This is a genomic window from Dyadobacter sp. CY312 (genome assembly GCF_021390535.1).
Classification (GTDB): Bacteria; Bacteroidota; Bacteroidia; order Cytophagales; family Spirosomataceae; genus Dyadobacter.
In genome coordinates, this window is record NZ_JAJUXG010000001.1 from 607,355 (window position 1) to 626,747 (window position 19,393).

General features: G+C 41.1%; 9 protein-coding genes. 2 read left to right on the top strand and 7 right to left on the bottom strand.

Going from position 1 to position 19,393, the window contains the following annotated elements; all coding sequences use genetic code 11:
* The first annotated feature begins 269 nt into the window (after positions 1-269).
* Together gyrA and LZG71_RS02880 are read left to right on the top strand one after the other, a co-directional pair.
* Positions 270-2,888 carry a DNA gyrase subunit A gene (gyrA, locus tag LZG71_RS02875; protein ID WP_233816794.1) on the top strand — a complete coding sequence of 873 codons (2,619 nt, stop codon included), beginning with the start codon at positions 270-272 and terminating at the stop codon, positions 2,886-2,888.
* 80 nt (positions 2,889-2,968) lie between these two features.
* Complete coding sequence (locus LZG71_RS02880; protein WP_233816796.1) at positions 2,969-4,420, top strand: tetratricopeptide repeat protein; 1,452 nt, start codon at positions 2,969-2,971, stop codon at positions 4,418-4,420.
* Between the two features lie 372 nt (positions 4,421-4,792).
* Here the strand turns inward: LZG71_RS02880 and LZG71_RS02885 are convergent, their stop codons facing one another.
* The 7 genes from LZG71_RS02885 to LZG71_RS02915 all read right to left on the bottom strand — a co-directional run bounded on the left by LZG71_RS02885 (position 4,793) and on the right by LZG71_RS02915 (position 19,118).
* Positions 4,793-5,683 carry a hydroxypyruvate isomerase family protein gene (locus tag LZG71_RS02885; protein ID WP_233816798.1) on the bottom strand — a complete coding sequence of 297 codons (891 nt, stop codon included), beginning with the start codon at positions 5,681-5,683 and terminating at the stop codon, positions 4,793-4,795.
* Positions 5,684-5,694: 11 nt separating this feature from the next.
* Positions 5,695-6,588 (bottom strand): hydroxypyruvate isomerase family protein, encoded by an 894-nt coding sequence (locus LZG71_RS02890; protein ID WP_233816799.1) that lies wholly within the window; start codon positions 6,586-6,588, stop codon positions 5,695-5,697.
* A gap of 303 nt (positions 6,589-6,891) precedes the next feature.
* The gene (locus tag LZG71_RS02895) at positions 6,892-9,597 is read right to left on the bottom strand and encodes a c-type cytochrome (RefSeq protein ID WP_233816801.1); all 2,706 of its coding nucleotides are present in this window, start codon (positions 9,595-9,597) and stop codon (positions 6,892-6,894) included.
* Between the two features lie 284 nt (positions 9,598-9,881).
* Positions 9,882-11,390 carry a RagB/SusD family nutrient uptake outer membrane protein gene (locus tag LZG71_RS02900; protein WP_233816803.1) on the bottom strand — a complete coding sequence of 503 codons (1,509 nt, stop codon included), beginning with the start codon at positions 11,388-11,390 and terminating at the stop codon, positions 9,882-9,884.
* 41 nt (positions 11,391-11,431) lie between these two features.
* Positions 11,432-14,641, bottom strand: coding sequence for a TonB-dependent receptor (locus LZG71_RS02905; protein WP_233816805.1), 3,210 nt, complete (start codon positions 14,639-14,641; stop codon positions 11,432-11,434).
* A 551-nt stretch (positions 14,642-15,192) separates the two neighbouring features.
* Positions 15,193-16,614, bottom strand: a complete 1,422-nt coding sequence (locus LZG71_RS02910; RefSeq protein WP_233816807.1) for a DUF1501 domain-containing protein — start codon at positions 16,612-16,614, stop codon at positions 15,193-15,195.
* 209 nt (positions 16,615-16,823) lie between these two features.
* Positions 16,824-19,118 carry a DUF1549 domain-containing protein gene (locus tag LZG71_RS02915; protein WP_409013600.1) on the bottom strand — a complete coding sequence of 765 codons (2,295 nt, stop codon included), beginning with the start codon at positions 19,116-19,118 and terminating at the stop codon, positions 16,824-16,826.
* Between the last annotated feature and the right edge of the window lie 275 nt (positions 19,119-19,393).

Here is a 19,393-nt window from a genome sequence, read left to right on the forward strand (position 1 = left end):
GATTAACGATGTGAACTTTCAATAATAAGAAGGTAACGCCAAAAATTTAATGTAGTTAATGACTTTAAGTTTTTTTCAAATCATAAAATCGTAAGATGCGGTATATCATATTGATACAAAAATGCCCTGAGAATAGCTTTAAAGATAGTTTGTTAGAGTGGTCAAAAATGACGAAATTTGAGTTTTAAATTGTACAATTTGGATTAATCATGTGAGGCTTGGTATAAAATCAACTTCTCACTTAAATTTCGATTCTTTTCTGATTATTTATGGCAGAATCTCCTGGTGAAAACATTATCCCCATCAATATTGAGGACGAAATGCGTGGAGCGTATATCGATTATTCGATGTCCGTTATTATTTCCCGTGCGCTTCCCGATGTAAGAGATGGTTTAAAACCTGTCCATCGCCGCGTATTATTCGGTATGTCCGATTTAGGGGTCAACTACAACAGATCTCATAAAAAGTCTGCACGTATAGTAGGTGAAGTTTTAGGTAAGTATCACCCTCATGGTGACTCATCTGTTTACAATACTATGGTACGTATGGCCCAACCTTGGTCATTACGTTATCCATTGGTAGACGGTCAGGGAAACTTTGGTTCCGTTGATGGTGACAACCCAGCCGCAATGCGGTATACAGAGGCTCGTTTGAAAAGACTGGCTGATGAATTATTAAACGATTTGGGTAAAGACACTGTTGACTTTCAACCCAACTTTGATGACTCGTTGTCTGAGCCTTCGGTCTTGCCAGCAAAATTTCCGAACCTTTTAGTTAATGGTTCGTCTGGTATTGCAGTAGGTATGGCAACAAACATGGCACCTCATAACCTTACCGAGGTTGTAAATGGCGTGTTGGCATATATCGACAACACTGATATTACCATTCCTGAATTGATGGAGCATGTAAAAGCTCCTGATTTCCCAACTGGTGGAACGATATATGGCTACCAGGGTGTAAGATCTGCTATGGAAACCGGTAGGGGAAGCATTGTTATTCGTTCAAAAGCGAATTTTGAAGTTTCTAAAACGGGTAAAGAGCAGATCATCATTACCGAAATTCCTTACATGACCAATAAGGCTGCGATGATCGAAAGAATCGCAGGACTTATTAATGATAAGAAACTTGACGGAATCTCCGACATCCGCGATGAATCGGATAGAGACGGAATGCGTATCGTTTTTGATTTGAAAAAAGATGCAATTCCTAACATCGTTCTAAATCACCTTTACAAGTATACGCCACTTCAATCTTCATTTGGGGTAAACAACGTTGCTCTTGTAAAAGGCCGTCCGGTAATGCTGAATCTGAAAGATCTGATCAAGCATTACGTAGAACACCGCATTGTTGTAATCACACGTCGTACAGAATACGAACTTCGCGAAGCCGAAAAACGTGCTCACATTCTTGAAGGTTTACTTATTGCACTGGATAATCTGGATGCAGTAATCAATCTGATCAGAAGCGCACGTGATCCTGAAACTGCGAAAGTTGGTTTGATGGAGCAATTCGCACTTAGCGAAATTCAGTCAAAAGCAATTCTTGAACTTCGTTTACAACGTCTTACAGGCCTTGAAAGAGAAAAAATTGTAAAAGAGTATGAGGAAATCATGGCTCTGATTACTGATTTGAGAGATATTCTTGCCAATGAATGGAGGAAATATGAGATCATTAAAACTGAATTAGGAGAAATTAAAGATCGCTACGGAGACGAACGCCGCACTCAGATTGAGTTTGCTGCCGAAGAATTCAGTGACGAAGACATGATTCCTGATGAAGAAATGCTTATCACAATTTCTCATGAAGGTTATATCAAACGTACTCCGTTAGCCGAATACCGTACACAAACAAGAGGTGGAGTAGGTTCTCGTGGTGTAAAAACAAAAGACTCTGATTTTACGGAGCATTTGTTCTCTGCAACCATGCTTAACTACCTGTTGATCTTTACCGAATACGGTAAGTTGTTCTGGATGAAGGTTTACGAAGTTCCCGAAGGAAGCAAAATTTCCAAAGGCCGACCAATACAGAATTTGATCAGCCTTGAAAATGGAGATTCCATACGTTCAGTGATCAACGTTAAAACGTTGACTAATGAGGATTACATCAAGAATAATTACCTCATTATGTGTACTGAGCAAGGTACAATTAAGAAAACTTTGCTTGAAGCATACTCTCGTCCTCGTACCAATGGTATCATTGCGATCTCAATTCATGAAGGCGACCGCTTGTTGAATGTTGCACTTACTAATGGTGACAACGATATCGTTATCGCATCGAGTGCGGGACGTGCGGTAAGGTTCAATGAAAAAGGAGTGAGGCCAATGGGAAGAACAGCCGCTGGTGTGAGAGGTATTAACCTGACTGATCCTGAGAACAAGGTAATCGGAATGGTATGTATCAATCGCGAAGATGCGCAGTTACTTGTTGTTTCTGAGAATGGATTCGGAAAACGCTCTAACATAGATAGTTACCGTGTAACTAAACGTGGAGGAAAAGGAGTTTCAACCATGAATGCAACCGAGAAAGTTGGTAAACTGGTAGCAATTCGTGAGGTAACTGAACAAGACGATTTGATGATTATAACCAGAAATGGTATTGCGATCAGAATGAGCGTTCTTGATATTCGTCAGGCTGGAAGAAATACTCAGGGAGTGAAACTGATCAGACTAAGTAGTTCTGATGAAATTACTTCTGTGACGCGTATCCTGAAAGATCCGGATGAAAAGCAGGCCGAAGAATTGGATGAAGATGGAAATGTAATCGTTGCTGAAAAATCACCTGATATTATTGTCTCTGAGGATGACGATTTAGAGGAAATTGTCGACGAGGAAGAAGTGGATGAGGAGGAAGGTGAAGATGATTCTGACGAAGAGGATGCCGCAGAATAGGTATGATTTTTGTAGAATTTGTATTTATTAATTTATATTTAGCTTTTCGAATTAACCAATCACAATAAAAGTTAAGATCTATGAAAAAAATGTTTTTTGTGTCTGCACTTACCCTTTGTAGCTTATCTGCATTTTCGCAGGACGCTATCAATAAGGCGATGGTAGATCAATTTCGTAAGGATAAAGAGAAAAGTGATAAAGATGTAAGCGATCCTAAAAATAGTGCCAAAGCTGCTTTCTGGATGGAAAGAGCAAAACTATATGAAAATATAGCAATGTCAGGTTCGGAAGTAGATTCCAGTGCTGCAAAAACTGCCCTTGAATCTTACAAAAAAGTAGTTGAACTTGATTTGACGAAAAAAGGTGAGCCTGGGAAGTCATCCAAGGAAGCAACAAATATTTTGAGTGGAGGAGAAGGTACATCTCTTTTCAATGCATTTGTAAAGCAAGGTGCTGAAAAGTATCAGACTAAAAATCTTACAGGCGCTTTGGAAATGTTCCAACTGGCTCAGACGATTAACAAGAAAGATACAACTGCGGCGTTGTACGGTGGTATTGCTGCACAACAGATCGATAAGAAAGACGAAGCAAAAACGCAGTTCGAAAATTACATTGCTAATGGTGGAAAAGATCCAAGCGTATTCTACGGTTTGGCCCAATTATACCGCGCTGATAATAACTTCGACAAGTCGATTGAAATCCTGAACAAAGGATTGGAAAAATCGCCAGGTAACAAGGACCTAAAATCGGAAGTGGTTAACATTTTGCTAGCATCAGGAAAAGAAGATCAAGCCATCAATGAGTTGACAGCTTTGAGCAAATCAGATCCTACGAATGTTCAGAACCTCGTGAACCTTGCAATTTTGTATGACAACACAAATACAAAAACGCTTAGCAAAATCAAGGAAATTCAGGACAAGCTGGGCTCAGGAACATCTAAGGTGGATAACCTTAAGAAAACCATTGACAGTGAAAAAGGTAAAGTAGAAGTTTTCGATGGTGAGGTTAAGCGTATTTCTGCGTTGATCAAAAAGAAACCGACTGCAGATCTTAAGCGTCAGTTGGAAGATGTGAATACAAAGAAAAAAGAATCACTGGCTGCAATTGCTGACACTGAGGCAAAAATTAAAGAAGCTCAGGAATCTGCAAAAGGTAACGACAATGCTGCTCTTGAAAAAGAGTTGGCTGACTTGAAAGCGAAGCAGGCAACGGCGGCTACTGAATCAGTTGCTAACTATAAAAAGGTTTTGGAAATTGATGCAAACAATTACGATGCATTGTACAACCTTGGAGCAGTTTACTTCAACGAAGCGGTTCAGCTGAAAAAGGAAGTTGATAATATGAACATGACAGATTACCAGGCACGCGGTAAAGAAATTGAAGGACGTGTTTGTGGTCGTTTCAAAAAATCAAAGCCATTCTTTGAAAAAGCTATCAAGGCAAAAGATGAGGCAGAAGCAAAAGAAGCACTTGAAAATGCAACCAACATTATCGCTCAACTTGAAGGTAAAGGAATTACCTGCATTGACTAATATTTTTTAGAAGCATAGAATGAGAGGAGCACCGGATTGGCGCTCCTCTCATTTACGAAAATCTATTTAACATAATATAAATTATACAACAAACTAATATCCACATTTTCTTAAGTATTCGTAATACGAACTCAATGAGATTAAATCAAACCGAACCATTATGCAGAAATAAATTTCTGTTCAATTCTCGCGGCTATCAATTCTATCAAAATCGCCCTTAAAATATTAGTTTTCAATTATTTAAGGGTAAATTTTAACCTATTTGAATCGCTTAGCTAAAATTGATCTAATGGTCTTTTTATTAAAAGTGCACAAAAAATGGCTACAATTTAGACCTAAATCTAAATTGTAGCCATTTTTGCATTAAAACTTTCAGGCTACATCACAAATCTCAACACCTTGTTTTAAGGATGCCAACTGATCAGCACGTTTTGGTATAAACTCCTGAGCCACAAAGCCTTTGTAACCAGTTTCAACAATTGCTTTCATGATGGCAGGATAATAAAGTTCCTGTGTTTCATCAATTTCATTTCTTCCCGGAACACCACCCGTGTGATAATGCCCAATATATTTGTGGTATTCTTTGATGGTTGCAATTACATCACCTTCCATAATTTGCATATGGTAAATGTCATAGAGTAATTTGAATTTTTCCGAACCAATCATTTCACAAAGTCCGGCTCCCCATTCCGTACGATCACACATGTAATCCCGGTGATTAACTTTACTGTTAAGCAATTCCATGATTAATGTAATGTTGTATTTTTCAGCTGACGGTATCAGGCGTTTCAATCCGACCGCACAATTTCTCATTCCATCGATATCTGACATACCACGGCGATTTCCCGAAAAACAGATAACTGTTGTATAACCAGCGGCCTGCAATTTCGGAAAAAGCTCCTCGTAACTTTTCACCAGCTCGTCGTGATTTGCCGGATCATTAAAACCTTTTTCAATTCCCATTCCAGCACCATTCGGCAAGGCACAGGTCAATCCGTATTTTTTAAGAACCGGCCATTCGTCAGGTCCAAGAAGTTCAATGGATTTTATCCCCATTTTCTTACATTCCTGAGCAAAGGTATCAAGGGGTATTTTTCCATAACACCACTTGCATACCGAATGATTAATTTTCCCTTTCAATTCAGGACCTAAAATAGTTTCCGCTCTCGTTATTGCTGCTGATAGAGAATGTGGGACTACCGCAACTCCAGAAAGCGCCGCAATACTTTTCATTACATTCCGTCTGCTGTATTTTGATTTCATTGTTTTAAGGTTTATGCTATGTCACAAATTTTTACAGCTTGACTCAATGAAGCAATATCGTCTTTCCGGCTTGGTACAAATTCCTGTCCAACATACCCTTTGTATCCGGTTTCGACAATTGCCTTCATAATAGCCGGATAATAAAGTTCCTGGCTTTCGTCAATTTCATTTCTTCCTGGTACACCGCCAGTGTGATAATGAGCAATGTACTTATGATACTTCCGGATGGTTGCAATTACGTCGCCTTCCATAATTTGCATATGGTAAATATCATAAAGTAACTTGAACTTATCGGAACTTACCATTTCACACAACCCGGCTCCCCAGGAAGTTTTGTCACACATGTAATCTCTATGGTCTACCTTGCTATTAAGCAATTCCATTACCAACGTGACGTTGTGTTTTTCCGCAAGAGGCAACAATTTTCTAATTCCCATTGCACAATTTCTCATCCCATCAATATCGCTCATTCCCCGACGGTTTCCGGAGAAACATATTATCTTGTCATATCCGGCAGCCTGCACTTTGGGAATCACATCTGTGAAATCTCTTATCAATGCTTCATGGTTTGCCGGATCACAAAATCCCTTATCCAAACTTCTCGTCGCTCCTTCTCCCCAAGGTAATGCACAAGTCAATCCGTTCTTCTTTAGAACTGGCCACTCCTCTGGTCCACACAATTCAATGGATGTTATACCAATTTTTTTTGCCTCTTGTGCCAGAGTTTCAAGTGGAATTTTACTGTAACACCATCTACAAACTGAATGGTTGATTTTTCCATTTAAATTTTGACCAAGTACCTCATTATTTTTTGCAAACACAGAGCTCAACGTCAAAGGCGGAAGAGCAACTGCGCCGACCACTATACTTTTTAATACTTCCCTTCTACTGGAAACCAAGGTCATTTTTCTGTACCGTTTTAAGTTAATATATGGTTCAATAAATCTGGATAGCCCCTACCCTTTTATATTTAAAACTAAGTAACGTACTGCAAATCAACGTATTGAAAATAAATGAAATGTCATACAAACAGTTAAAATAAAGCATTCGAAGCTATAAAAATTTTATATAAAAAGCTTCAAATATTTAAACTTTATTGATTTTTTCTTCACTGCAATCCAAACAAAAGTGGTGCCGTACCTGACTATATGTCAATGCTACGGCACCACTTTATTAAGAATATTTAATGCGATTCTACTCTATAATTCTTATCTTCCCGTCTTTTTTCCAGTACCTGCTTTTTCTGAGTAAATAGGATTATTCTTATTTCCCCCAGACATAAGATAAGCGACGAGATCCCTTAATTCAGTAGGATTAAGACCATTAATTAGTCCAGGCAACATCACAGAAACCGTGGAAAGCTTACTTGAAACTACCTGTTTCTTGCTTAGTTTTCTTACCGTTTTAGAATCAAAAGGATTTTGCGCAATGTAATAGAAATTGGCATCTTCGTTCAACTGGCGGCCAACAACCGATTCTCCACTTTTAAGTGTGTATGCAATTGAACCGAATTGATCCGAGATCGTCTTATCTGGCTCGATGATTGCTTCCAACATATCTTTTGCCGAGAAACGAGTTCCTAATTGCGTTAAATCTGGTCCTACATCAGCCCCCTCGCCCTGTATCGTATGGCAGCGATTGCAAAGAACGGCTGAGTAAATCATTTTGCCGCGTTCGAAATCACTATTTGAAAGACTGTCCTGTACTGCCGTAACTGCGTCATTCAGTTTCCAGCTGCGACCAGGACCTTTTGGAGAATACAACTTGGCAAGATCATTACCAGAACCCGTAAGTAACTCAGCACCAGATAATTTGTTATAATATTCCACCTTATCTTTCGGTACATTTTTCAAAGCCAGCTGGCGGGCTTTGTCAATGAAACCAATGTAACTGCGACCACCCTGATAACTAAATGCTTTATGATACCATTTGAAATATTTTTCTCGCAGTTCTGGAGTCCAGCCGGTTTTAGCACTACTCAGCATCATTGCATAAAACATCTGCTGCTGTGGCGGCATCTTTTCCAACAAACCAGCTAAATCCAAACCATACTGTGGATTTCTCAAAATCAGATCGGCCGAAGCAGTTACCATTTCATTGTCTTTATCATCAAATTTCTCATTTTTCTCGATCAGAGAAATCGTTTTTTCGACTGCCTTTGGTGCCTCAAGAGTAATCAGAATCTTACTAAGGAAACGGTTTTGCAAAGCACTAGCAGACGGAAACTTAGGATTGAGGTATGAAATTACGGCTTGTTTGGTTGCTTCGTCGGGCTGTCCTGTTCGGTACAGTGTGATCTCAACCGCACGTAGCAATGCCTGTTTTTGCAAATCGTCCAGTTTCGTGTAGTCAATTTTTGAAAGACCTTTCAAAATTGGCGCTCCTATTTTAGTTGAGTCCCCGTTACGTGCCAGTGCTATAGAGGCGTAAATTAATGTCTGCGGATCTTTTTCAGCATACACTTTATCCTGCCATTCGGTAACAGGTTGATGTTCAATTGCTAGCCGGGCCGCAAAACGTAAAAATCTATCTGCACTTTTTAGATAAGGCCATGCTGTTGCAACAGCTTTAGGATCTGCTTTAACATGGAATTTTTCCAGTTCCGTACGCTGCTTATGTTCAGTTGTAATTACTGGCGTCACTGTATTTGCGCCCGCAGGAATATTCTTATAGTCTTCGTAGTAAACCCGATAAAGATCGGATTCCAGACGACGCCCCCCAGTAAGGAAATATAGAGCTCCATCCGGACCAATTGCGCCATCAGTTAAAGGAAGAGGTGCTCCGGATAAAAATTCCTGATGGTCAGCCGTGTATGTCGATCCTTGTGGTTTGAGATGTAATCCGTGCACTATACCAAAACTCCAGTCAAAAGCCAATAGCGTATTTTTATATTTTGCAGGAAATCTGGCTTTATCCAGATAAATAAGGTTTGTTGGAGATCCCTGCCCTATATTCATCACAGGCGAAAGGAAATCGGCAAATGACGGGGAAGTATTGGCAGAACCTGTTCTCCATCCGTAATCACCGGCACTTGTTGCATGACAAACTCTTGTTGGACGATACCAGGGTGTACCAAAATCCCACTCCATATCTGAATCATAAATGAAAAGATCCCCTGCTTCATTGAAAGCGATGTCGTATGCATTACGATAACCCGCACTCACCAGCTCCCAGCTTTTTCCCTCAGGATCCGTTTTCGCTATCCATCCACCAGGCGCATGTCGGTCACCGGCGTGTCCTCGCGGATCCTTAATGAACGGAAAAAGGTTATCATTTTTCCAGTTAGGCAGTAACCGATAGATATCCATCTTAGGCAGATCCGTAAAATTACCAGCGACAACGTAAAGCGATTTTTTGTCAGGTGATAGTACAATGCTGTGTGGACCGTGTTCGCCCTCACCTTTCAAAGGTTTTATTAAAGTGATTTTATCATACTGATCGTTATTGTCGGTGTCCTGCAACCTGTATAATCCACTTCCCTTGGGAAATTTGGGATTTTCACGGTTGTTAATCATTACATACAAGCTATTGAAAGCATATAGCAAACCGTGAGCGTAGCCCATAGCAACTTTTGCTGTGTCTCCCTCTACCCTCAGCGTTTCTACCTTTGGTTTTTCGTCTGAGCCAATGGCCGGTAGTTCCAGCCTAAAAAGCCCACCGTACTGATCAGAGGTAATCATTCTTCCTTTGTCATCGAATGCCATCGACACCCAGGATCCGTTCTTTTCTTCGGAAGGGCTATACAAATGCTCTGCTTTGAAGCCTTCGGGTAATTTTATTTTGTCCACCTTTGAGGATCCCGGTGGCTGATGTTTTGCGGACCGGTTACTCAACAGCACCCCACTACCAACTCCAACGGCCACGATTACGGCTAGCGAGGTTGATAGTTTTAACCATTTTTTCTTTGTGTACATTTTACAGTTCAGAGTTTAAGTAATTAAGATTTATAACAGAATTTGGTGATAACAACCGAGAGAATCTTTCCTTTTCACAAGCACTATTCTCAAATAAAACAAAATAAAACTTGGGAAAGTATAATGGATACAATTATAAGTGTATTATGTTAGGTCACTATCCTGTTGTGTCTGGACTTCTGGATTTTTAAGTAAATTCTAACAAAATTAACCAGAGATCCTAGGCTTGTAATTGCTCTAAAGCTCTCTGGTTAATCAATACAATCAGACTTCAAACTCAACTTTTAGAAATGCGGAGTTAGTGCAGATTCATCGGCGGGAAGGCCATAGTAGTCATCCAAATTAGTAAAAGCATTACTTGGTGCCGCATGACCTTTGGGGAAATAATATGCAGCCGGATTGGCTTTGACACGCTCACCATAAGCACTAATGATTTCTTTCACACGACCAGTACGCGTCAAATCAAACCATCGTTTGTTCTCAAAAGCCAATTCTACCCTTCTTTCCTTAAAAATAGCCTCCCGCATTTCGGCCTGGGAAGCAGCTTTCGTTGCTGCCAATCCAGCTCTGCTACGAACCTGATTCAGATAAGTTGCAGCCTCCCCGGGTTTCCCCAGTTCGTTCAGCGACTCAGCAAGGAAAAGTAACACTTCGGCGTAGCGATATACCGGCCAGTTTTGACCTGTATTACCATGCAATGAATGAGTTCTGGCATATTTTTTAATATACGGATAAGTCTTATTTTCGGCCAAACTGCTACTAAGTGTTACGTACCCAATATTCACATCTTTCCTCTTATCACCTACTTCAAAAGCCGCAATGATATCCGGGGTTGGGATATTGTTACTTTCCTGTGAAGTCCCTTGCGTATTTGAAGTACCTGTAATCGGTTTCAATTCCGCAGCAGTTATTGGAGAAGGAATAAAGCTATAAATCACACTTCCGTTATATCCTTCTGATCCCTCTTTATATTGCACCTCAAAAACAGATTCCTGATTGTTTTTATTTGTTTCAGTAAACGAAAATGCATTGTTATAATCCGGCATTAGGGTATATCCGTCATTTTTCACTACATCTTCCATGAGTGGCTGAACTTGCGCCCATTTCTTTTGCGTCAGATATAAATTTGCCAATAACGTTTTAGCAGCACCTGAGGTCACGCGGCCGGCTTCCTGCTTCGCTTTGTTAGGGAGTAAAGAAATAGCCTCAAGAGCATCTTTTTCAATTTGTTTATAAAGTTCATCCGTAGTAGACAGTGGTAGAGCAGCATCTTCACGACCAGTTACCGGTATTAAGTGCATAGGTACTTTGCCAAAGATGCGAACCAGATCAAAATAAGCAAATGCTCTTAGAAACAGTGCCTGTCCTTTGAGGTTACTTTTTGAAGCAGCAGCAAAATCCACTTTATCAATAGAGGCCAGAATTTGATTGGTACGTGCAATGATCTGGTAATTTTGGCGATACTGGGCCAACACATTGCCATTTGCTGTAATGCCGTTGGTAGTGGGAACAGCAAAATTTGCTACGTTTTCTGTGGCATCCACTGCACCGTACAAGGTATTACGTGCATAATACGAATTGTCAGAATGCATCTCTTCTAGTATCCAGGCAGGACCATTGTAAATACCTCTCAGAGGTACGTATGCAGCATTCACTGCTTGCTGGAAATCTATTTCATTTAAAAAAAAGACGTCTGTGCTTAAAGATGTTTCTGGTAATACGTTCAAAAAATTTTCTCGGCATCCGCTGAGGCCAACTACTAAAAGCCAGGCCGCTATATATTTTGCTTTCATTTCTAATTTGAGTTTAATTTGGAATTGATCTCTGGTGTAATTTAAAAGTTAAGGTTGATCCCCATTGTCCAAGTACGAGGTACCGGATAATTGGAGAAGTCAACTCCCTGACTTAGGTTACCACCATCATTATTACCTGCTCCGTTACCACTCGTTTCGGGATTAGGACCTCCCCAGTACTTCGTGAAAATATACACGTTCTGAATAGAGCCATAAACCCTGGCAGATTTAAACACTTTACCAACCTTACCTATATCGTATCCAAGTGTTATGTTCTTGATCGTAAAGAAAGAAGCATCAGCCAAGAAGTGAGAGCTATTCCAATCCCGCTCAATTCCTGTATATGTACCCCCGTTATTAGTGGCACCATACATACCGCTCCCTTCGGAGATAACTGTTGTAGCGGAGCTTGTATTCGTAACAGGATCAATCGGGCCATTTTTCACCCGAAAGCGATCTTTTACACCAGCTACCATGTTGAATACGCCATCCAGATTGGCTGTACTGTAAAGGTGTCTCACCCAAAGTTGATTACCCTGTGAACCCGAACCAGTGATCGACAAATCCCAGTTTTTGTAACTAAATTCATTGGTCAAACCATAAGTGAATTTAGGAAATGGGCTACCAATAATGGTACGGTCGTCCTGATCACCTCCGTATGAAATTTTACCATCATTGTTCACGTCTCTGAATTTGATCGTACCAATGGCCGACTGTCCTGGTGCTACGGGTGAGTTTTTAAGTTCTTCGGCATTTTTGTAGAAACCTTCTTTTACCAAGCCATAGAACTGCCCGAATGGCTGACCTACCTGAGTGATATGGAAGGTTCCGTATACACGATCAATACCGGGCGCAAGTTCCATTACCTTGTTGCGGTTGAATGAGATGTTGGCACTGGTTTTCCATTTCAACTCTCCTTCCAAATTACGAGTAGTCAGAGAGAATTCATGACCCCAGAATTTAATTTCTCCAATATTATCGTTGTAACCTCCGAAACCTGATTCCTGAGGTATTTGTACATTGTACAGGAGATTGGTTGTACGCTTTGTATAGTAGTCGTAAACAAATTGAATTCTATCATTATACAAACCCAGATCTAAGCCAATATCAAATTGTTTAGTGGTTTCCCAACTCAAATTCCGATTAGCCAGAGAAGTAACAAAGGCACCCGGTGCAACAGTGGAACCGAACACAGCATTGGCTGTACTATTCACCAAGGCATACTGGGTATAGTTTCCTATGTTATTGTTACCAATCATTCCATAACTGGCACGTATTTTTGCTATCGACACCTGTGGCAGGCTTTCAAAGAAAGCTTCATCCGACATAATCCAACCTGCAGAAACCGCAGGAAAAGTACCCCACAGATTGTCAGCACCGAACCGGGATGAGCCGTCAGCACGCATGGAGGCTGTAAAAAGGTACTTACCCTTAAAGTTATACGATAAGCGAGAAAGATAGGAAGTAAGCGACCATGCGTTAATTGCATTTATTGTACCCGGGCGATTAATATTTAGAGCTCCCTGGATGGTTGGTAATCGGTCATCGGTATAAGTATTGGCATTAATTGTTTCAAATTCCTGGCGATAACGCTGTTGCGTAAAACCTGCCAGCAACTCGAAATTATGATCTCCAAAACTCCTTGTGTAAGTAGCCAGGTTTTCGTTTAGCCAACCACTGTTTACTAAACTCTGACGGGTTGTTGCGGCAGTCGTTGGAACTGCAACGTTGATGGAACTAGTTGCAGTAGACGGGTTAAAAAAGAAGAACTTATTGGTTTCATACTCAATATTCAGGGTAGTTTTAAGCGTAAGACCTTTGATCGGACTAATCACCAAATAAGTGTTACCTAACAGTTTAGTATTCCTATTCTCGTTGACGAGTTCATTGGCAGCACGAACCCAGTTTGGATACTTGAAAATATTACCTGTACTGCTCGGAAATTCATTAAACTTCGTCAAATCACCATTTGCATCACGAATGGGCATTACCGGCCAGGTATGCAACGCATTGAAAAGAATACCTGTTCCTCTATCTCCATCCGTTCTTGGTGTATTGTCATACACGTACTGTGGCGCAATGTTGATACCAACTTTTACATATTTATTAATATCATACTCCGTGTTCAAACGAAGCGAATAGCGTTTGTAGTTGTTATTGATTACCACTCCATCCTGATTTAGAACCCCTGCAATCAGTGACGTTTTCAGATTCTCCTTGTTAGAGGTAATCGTAAGGTTGTGACTTTGGATAGGAGCAGTTCTTAGCAACGCACCATACCAGTCATTATCCTTACCAGCATAATCTGAAGGATTTTTAAACTCTTCCGGAACCGCTTGGTTCATGTCCTCGTAATACTCTTTTTTGAATTGAGCAAACTCTTCCGCATTCAACATCTCTACCCTACCCTTTTTTGGAACCTTTTGGAAACCGTAATAAGAGTTCAGGCTCACATTCGTTTCACCAGGTTTTCCTTTTTTCGTGGTAATAAGTACTACCCCGTTCGCAGCTCGGGATCCATACAGAGAGGTAGACGCAGCATCTTTAAGAATTGTGATGTCCTCGATTTCATCAGGATTTAAGGCTCCGATGTTCCCGGTAATCGGAAATCCATCAATAACGTACAAAGGATCACTACCTGCAGAAACAGATACCTGACCACGTATACGTACAGACATACCCTGCCCTGGCTTACCAGTTGCCTGATTGATCTGCACTCCCGCCAAACGTCCCTGTAATTTTTGAGTTACCTGCGTAACCGGCAAATCCTTGATATCCGCTGCGCCAACCGTCTGCACTGAACCAGTGACTTCCTTTTTTAGCTGGCTACCATACCCAACAACAACAACCTCACTAAGTGCTTTTGAATCTGTTACGAGTTTAACATCAACGTTTGAACGGCTACCTAGCAGTATTTCTTGGGAGATGTATCCAACAGAAGAAAAAATAAGGGTTGCACCAGCATCAGGTACAGATATAGAATAAGCGCCGTCTACCGAAGAGACTGTTCCGGTGGTAGTACCCTTCACAACGATACTAACGCCTGGTATGCCATCCCCATTTTCGTCAGTTAGTTTTCCGGTTACAGTTCTGTCTGCTTTAATATTAGATTCTAAATAATAAATCGATTTAGCACTAGCGCTGTTATAAACAGAAGCACTTAAAGCCAGAGCGGTCATCAGAGCGATCCACCCGCTTTTTCCAGTCCTGCTTTTCGCCTCAATGGAGGATAATTGTCCAGATTTAATCATAGTTTTTTCGAGGTTTAGTATAATTGAGATTAACTTTTGAATTTGTTCCCCCGTTTCGACGGGGCTATGAGAAAGTTCAAATTTTACATAGGCGTTGATTTAGCGTAAAAGATTTAAATAAAGGTTTAGGAATAATTTTTATCTGTATAATGCAAATATCCTTCGGACACAATATGCTATTGAAGTGAAGCGGTGAAAGGATATTTGTGCAAATTCCAGGTGTTCTATATCGGTGACCTATATGGAACAGGCCTTACAGGGAAATACAAGAAGCTTTGATTACAGAACTGAATATCTCTCATAAGTGACAACTCTGTTTCTAGAATATAATTTTACCTTTTATTAATTATACAGCAATAGTATGGCTAATAAAAAACCGGACTATCCTGCTCTGTCCGGTTTTGTCAAAATATTTATTAATCAAGATTCTTTTTAATAAAATAAATATTTATAGTTTGATGTATTTGAATAATATAAATTATAGCTGTATATGCACAAAAAAAATCCCGGCAACAAAAGCTTGTCCGGGATTTTTTTAAAATAGAGTTATGCTAGGAAAGCAGCTCCATCACTGGCTTGCCTTTTCCATCAGGAGTTGTGTAAAAAGGTCGTTTTTCAACTTCGTATTGGGTATCCTCCGGTATACCCAGAGCGTGGTAAATTGTCTGGTGAACCTGGTCTATTTTAATAGGATTTTCTATGGTTTTACAAGGTCGCTCATCAGCAGTTTTTCCGTAAACAAATCCTTTTTTAATTCCTCCACCGAACATCAGCATCGAACATCCATCGGTGAAATGGCGGTGCATACCGTAGAATTTCATATCCGATAAAATATCCGGTTGGGCGACCTGTTCCAGCACTTTTGCATCCGGTCGGCCTTCCACCATCATATCCCGGCTGAACTCGCTTGCCAAAACCACCATGGTTCTGTCAAGCATTCCCTGTTTATCCAGATCTTTAATCAGCTGTGCAATCGGTCCGTCAATTTGCTTCTTCATTTCAACCAATCTGGTATTGCCGTTCTCATGCGTATCCCACCCTTTGAAGGGTTCGTATTCGGTAGTAACGCTGATGAAGCGCGCTCCTTGCTCAGTCAGCCGTCGTGCAAGCAGGCAGCCCAGCCCGAACTTACCAGTATTGTAAATGTCATAACTTGCCTTTGGCTCGGTACTTAAATCGAAGGCTTTCGATTCTGGGGAATTCAGCAATGCATACGCCTGCTCCATGGAACGTTTGAGCGACTCACGCTGATAATCGCTGCCAAATTCTCCGACCGGACTGTTATTAATTAATTCGTTATAGAGTTGATTTCTTCTCTCAAAACGTTTGGCATCCATGCCCACCGGCGGTCTCACACTATCCAATCCCTGACTTGGATCGGGTATAAAAAAAGGTCCGAATTCGTTACCAAGAAACCCGGCAGTATGAAACGCTTTCAGCTCCTCAGCCTCGCCTACTGTGAAGCGCTGGCCAATGTCTATGAAGGCAGGAATCACAGGATTTTTCGGTCCAAGTTCCTTCGCAATCCAGGAGCCTAGATGAGGCGCAGCGACGGTTTGAGGCGGTTCATAACAGGTATGCCAATGGTACTGATGACGCGAATGCAGGATGTGCCCCATGTCCGCCGCAACGTATGAGCGGATGAGTGTCCCCTTATCCATCACCCCTCCTATGGATTGCAGACCGTCTGAAAAGTGGATTCCATCAAGCACAGTTGGCATGGATTTGAATGTACTCAAAACGCGATTCCCTTCCATTCCTTTCTCAAAGGGAGTGAAACGTTTTGGATCAAAAGTTTCTGTATGAGCCATTCCACCAGCCATCCAAAGCAGGATCACGGTGTCTGCACTTGAAGAAGATCCAGCCTTACAGCTCGACAAAATATTTGACAATGGAGCACCTGCCGCCAGGGCAGCCATAGTAGCAGCACTGGCTTTTTGCAAAAACTCCCTCCTATTCCATCTTGTTGTCATATCAGCCAAAACTTAAACTTTTAAAAATCAGTTACTTACAAATCACTTTATATATTAACTATACATTTAATATGTATATTATTATTAATACTTTTAATATTTTAAATACATATTAAACAATCTATTTGTAACAAGAAATAATACTTACTATAATTATCATTAGTCTAAAACTTATAAAATTTTAAATACTAATTAAAAGTATAATATGGTTAATAAATAAGCTGAAATTCCGGTATGAGGGCAAGTGCCCAAACCAGATCCTGGATACCCTCTTCATCGGGTTTACTACCCAAAATTTTCCGGGCAGTGGTAAGCTCTTTGAGTAAAGGATTTCGACCAAGTGCGTTTCTATAAAGGGCAGTAACAAGAGAATCGGAGGTAGGATATTTAGCCTTCCATTCTTTTGCGCCTCGCTTCAATGTCTGTGTAAATTTATCTCCGTTGGTCAATTCCAACGCCTGCAAAAGATTGGCTTGCGAGGTTCGGCTGGTGCTCACAGTTTCTCTGTTTGGCCGACCAAGTGCGGTGAGAAAAGGATCATTTTTAACCAATGCCGCACGTGCGAAAGGAAGCTTTGTATTTACGCGTTCCGGAAGTAATTTGGATACAATTGATGTATCTCCGTATATCGGATTGAAGGACAAACTGATGGCATCGGCAAATTGCTCGGCTGTTAATCTACGGCGTACCATGCCCGTAAATTTATAAGTGCTTGCCATGATATCTTCAGCTTCTTTTACAGAGGTTGAAGGAAGCTGATAGGTTTTGGAAGTAACAATCGTGTAGATGAGTTTTTTCATATCATATCCATTTGCTACAAAATCCGCAGCAAGCCAATCAAGCAAATCCTGACTCCAAGGCATATTGTCCATCATATCAACAGGCTCAACAATTCCACGTCCCAGTAACTGCGCCCATATCCTGTTCACTACCGTTCGGTATAGTCGCCCATCCTTCGGCTGCACCAGTAGGTCCGCCAGTTGTCGCAACCGTTTCTCAGTACTTTCATTAATGCTTATTTCCCCAAGTTCCGGAAACAGATTTCTGGTACCAGCGATTTTTCCTGTCGGTTTGTCACATCGATTTATTTCCAGAAGCGTATCAGCAAAGATGTTTGCAAAAGCGTAGGCATCTTCCAGTTTCCAGTCACTAATGAAGCTATCATGACAAGAAGCGCATTTCAAATTGAGGCCCAGCAGAACCTGAGACACATTTTGAGCCGCCTGCATTTCGGTTCTCTGACTACTGTTTATCGTTCCCCTCCATTTGATCCCTTTGATAAAACCCTCAGAACCTTTAACCGGACTAATCAATTCTCTGACGAATCCATTGTATGGTTTGTTTGTCTCCAAAGCTGTATAGAGCCATTTCGTGATATCAAATCTTCCACCAGTGATGTAACCCGTTCCGGAATAATCATTTCTGAGTGCATCATTCCAAAACGATAACCAATGTTGTGCGTAGTCATCATTACGACTCAGTAGTTCTTTGGCGAGCAATTCACGCTTGTCAGGACGGCCGTCGGCAGCGAAGGCTTCAACCCTTTCTGGTGCAGGGAGCAATCCGACAATATCCAGATAAACCCGGCGTATGTAAGTTCGGTCGTCAACAACCGGTTTCCACGTAATCTGATTCTTTTGAAAATATACATTCACAAATCTGTCTACCGGAAGAATAATATCTCCACTCGCATTGGGAATTACAGGCATGCGGGGTTCCAACGCCGCAACTCTATATATGCTCTTTTCTTTACCATCAGGCCATTTCGCACCTTTTTCAATCCAGAATTTAAGCACATTAACTTCCTTTTCAGTCAATCTCTTTCCCTTAGTCGGCATGGCTTCCTTATGCCCTTTTGGTAACGATATGCGTCTGATAAGCTCACTTTTATCCGGATGATCGGGTACCACAACCACTCCATTTTCTCCACCTTTCATAATTGCCTCCTTGCTATCAAGCCGAAGATCACCTTTCATCTTGGCTTCTCCGTGACAACTGTAACAGTTGTGAGCCAGAATAGTCCTAACCTCCACATTCAGATCCTGCAATTGCTGATCATTTAATGCACCGGCATTGGTAAGTACAAAATCTGCATCCTGCGCGTCAGGAGATAATTTTGAATCTGATGAGGGCAAAACACTTGTCAAATAATCGTCGCCATGTGTAAGCATCGCTCCATAATGTCCTGCAAACGATACTCCAAATACAGTTAAGAATAATGTTGACCGAAAAGCCGAAACATGCTTTCTTCCGATTAGATATGCACTAAGTACCGACAGTGCAGCGGTGGCCATTCCTGCCCAGCGGTGGATTTCCAGGTCATCGCCTCCATAATCTCCCTCATTTGCCAGAAGCCAGCCAAAAGCCACGGCTATCAAAGCGCTTCCAGCACCGATCCAAACTAATATTTTGGTCGCCTCTTTAAGCTTGTCGGACTTGTTTTTCCAGTCAATAATTTCAAGGACAAGTGCTACCAATAATAAGCTTATTGGAAAATGGACCATCAATGGATGCAGTCTCCCCAGTAATTGCCAAAGCCAGAATGTTTCAGTTGATTGCAGTAACACGGTTGAGAGTGGTGAGTAGGTTTATGTTCATCAATTCGTTGCTGGAGGGCCTAATCCATATCTTGCCAAGCCACAATTCCTCCGATTATACTTCTATAAGCCCAATCCCCCTGTCGGTATACTTCCTTAATAACTGTGGAATGAGCCACGAGCATGGTTAGTGCGATACATTAACATTACTGGTGTTGAAGCAAACGATCATTTCATAGTAG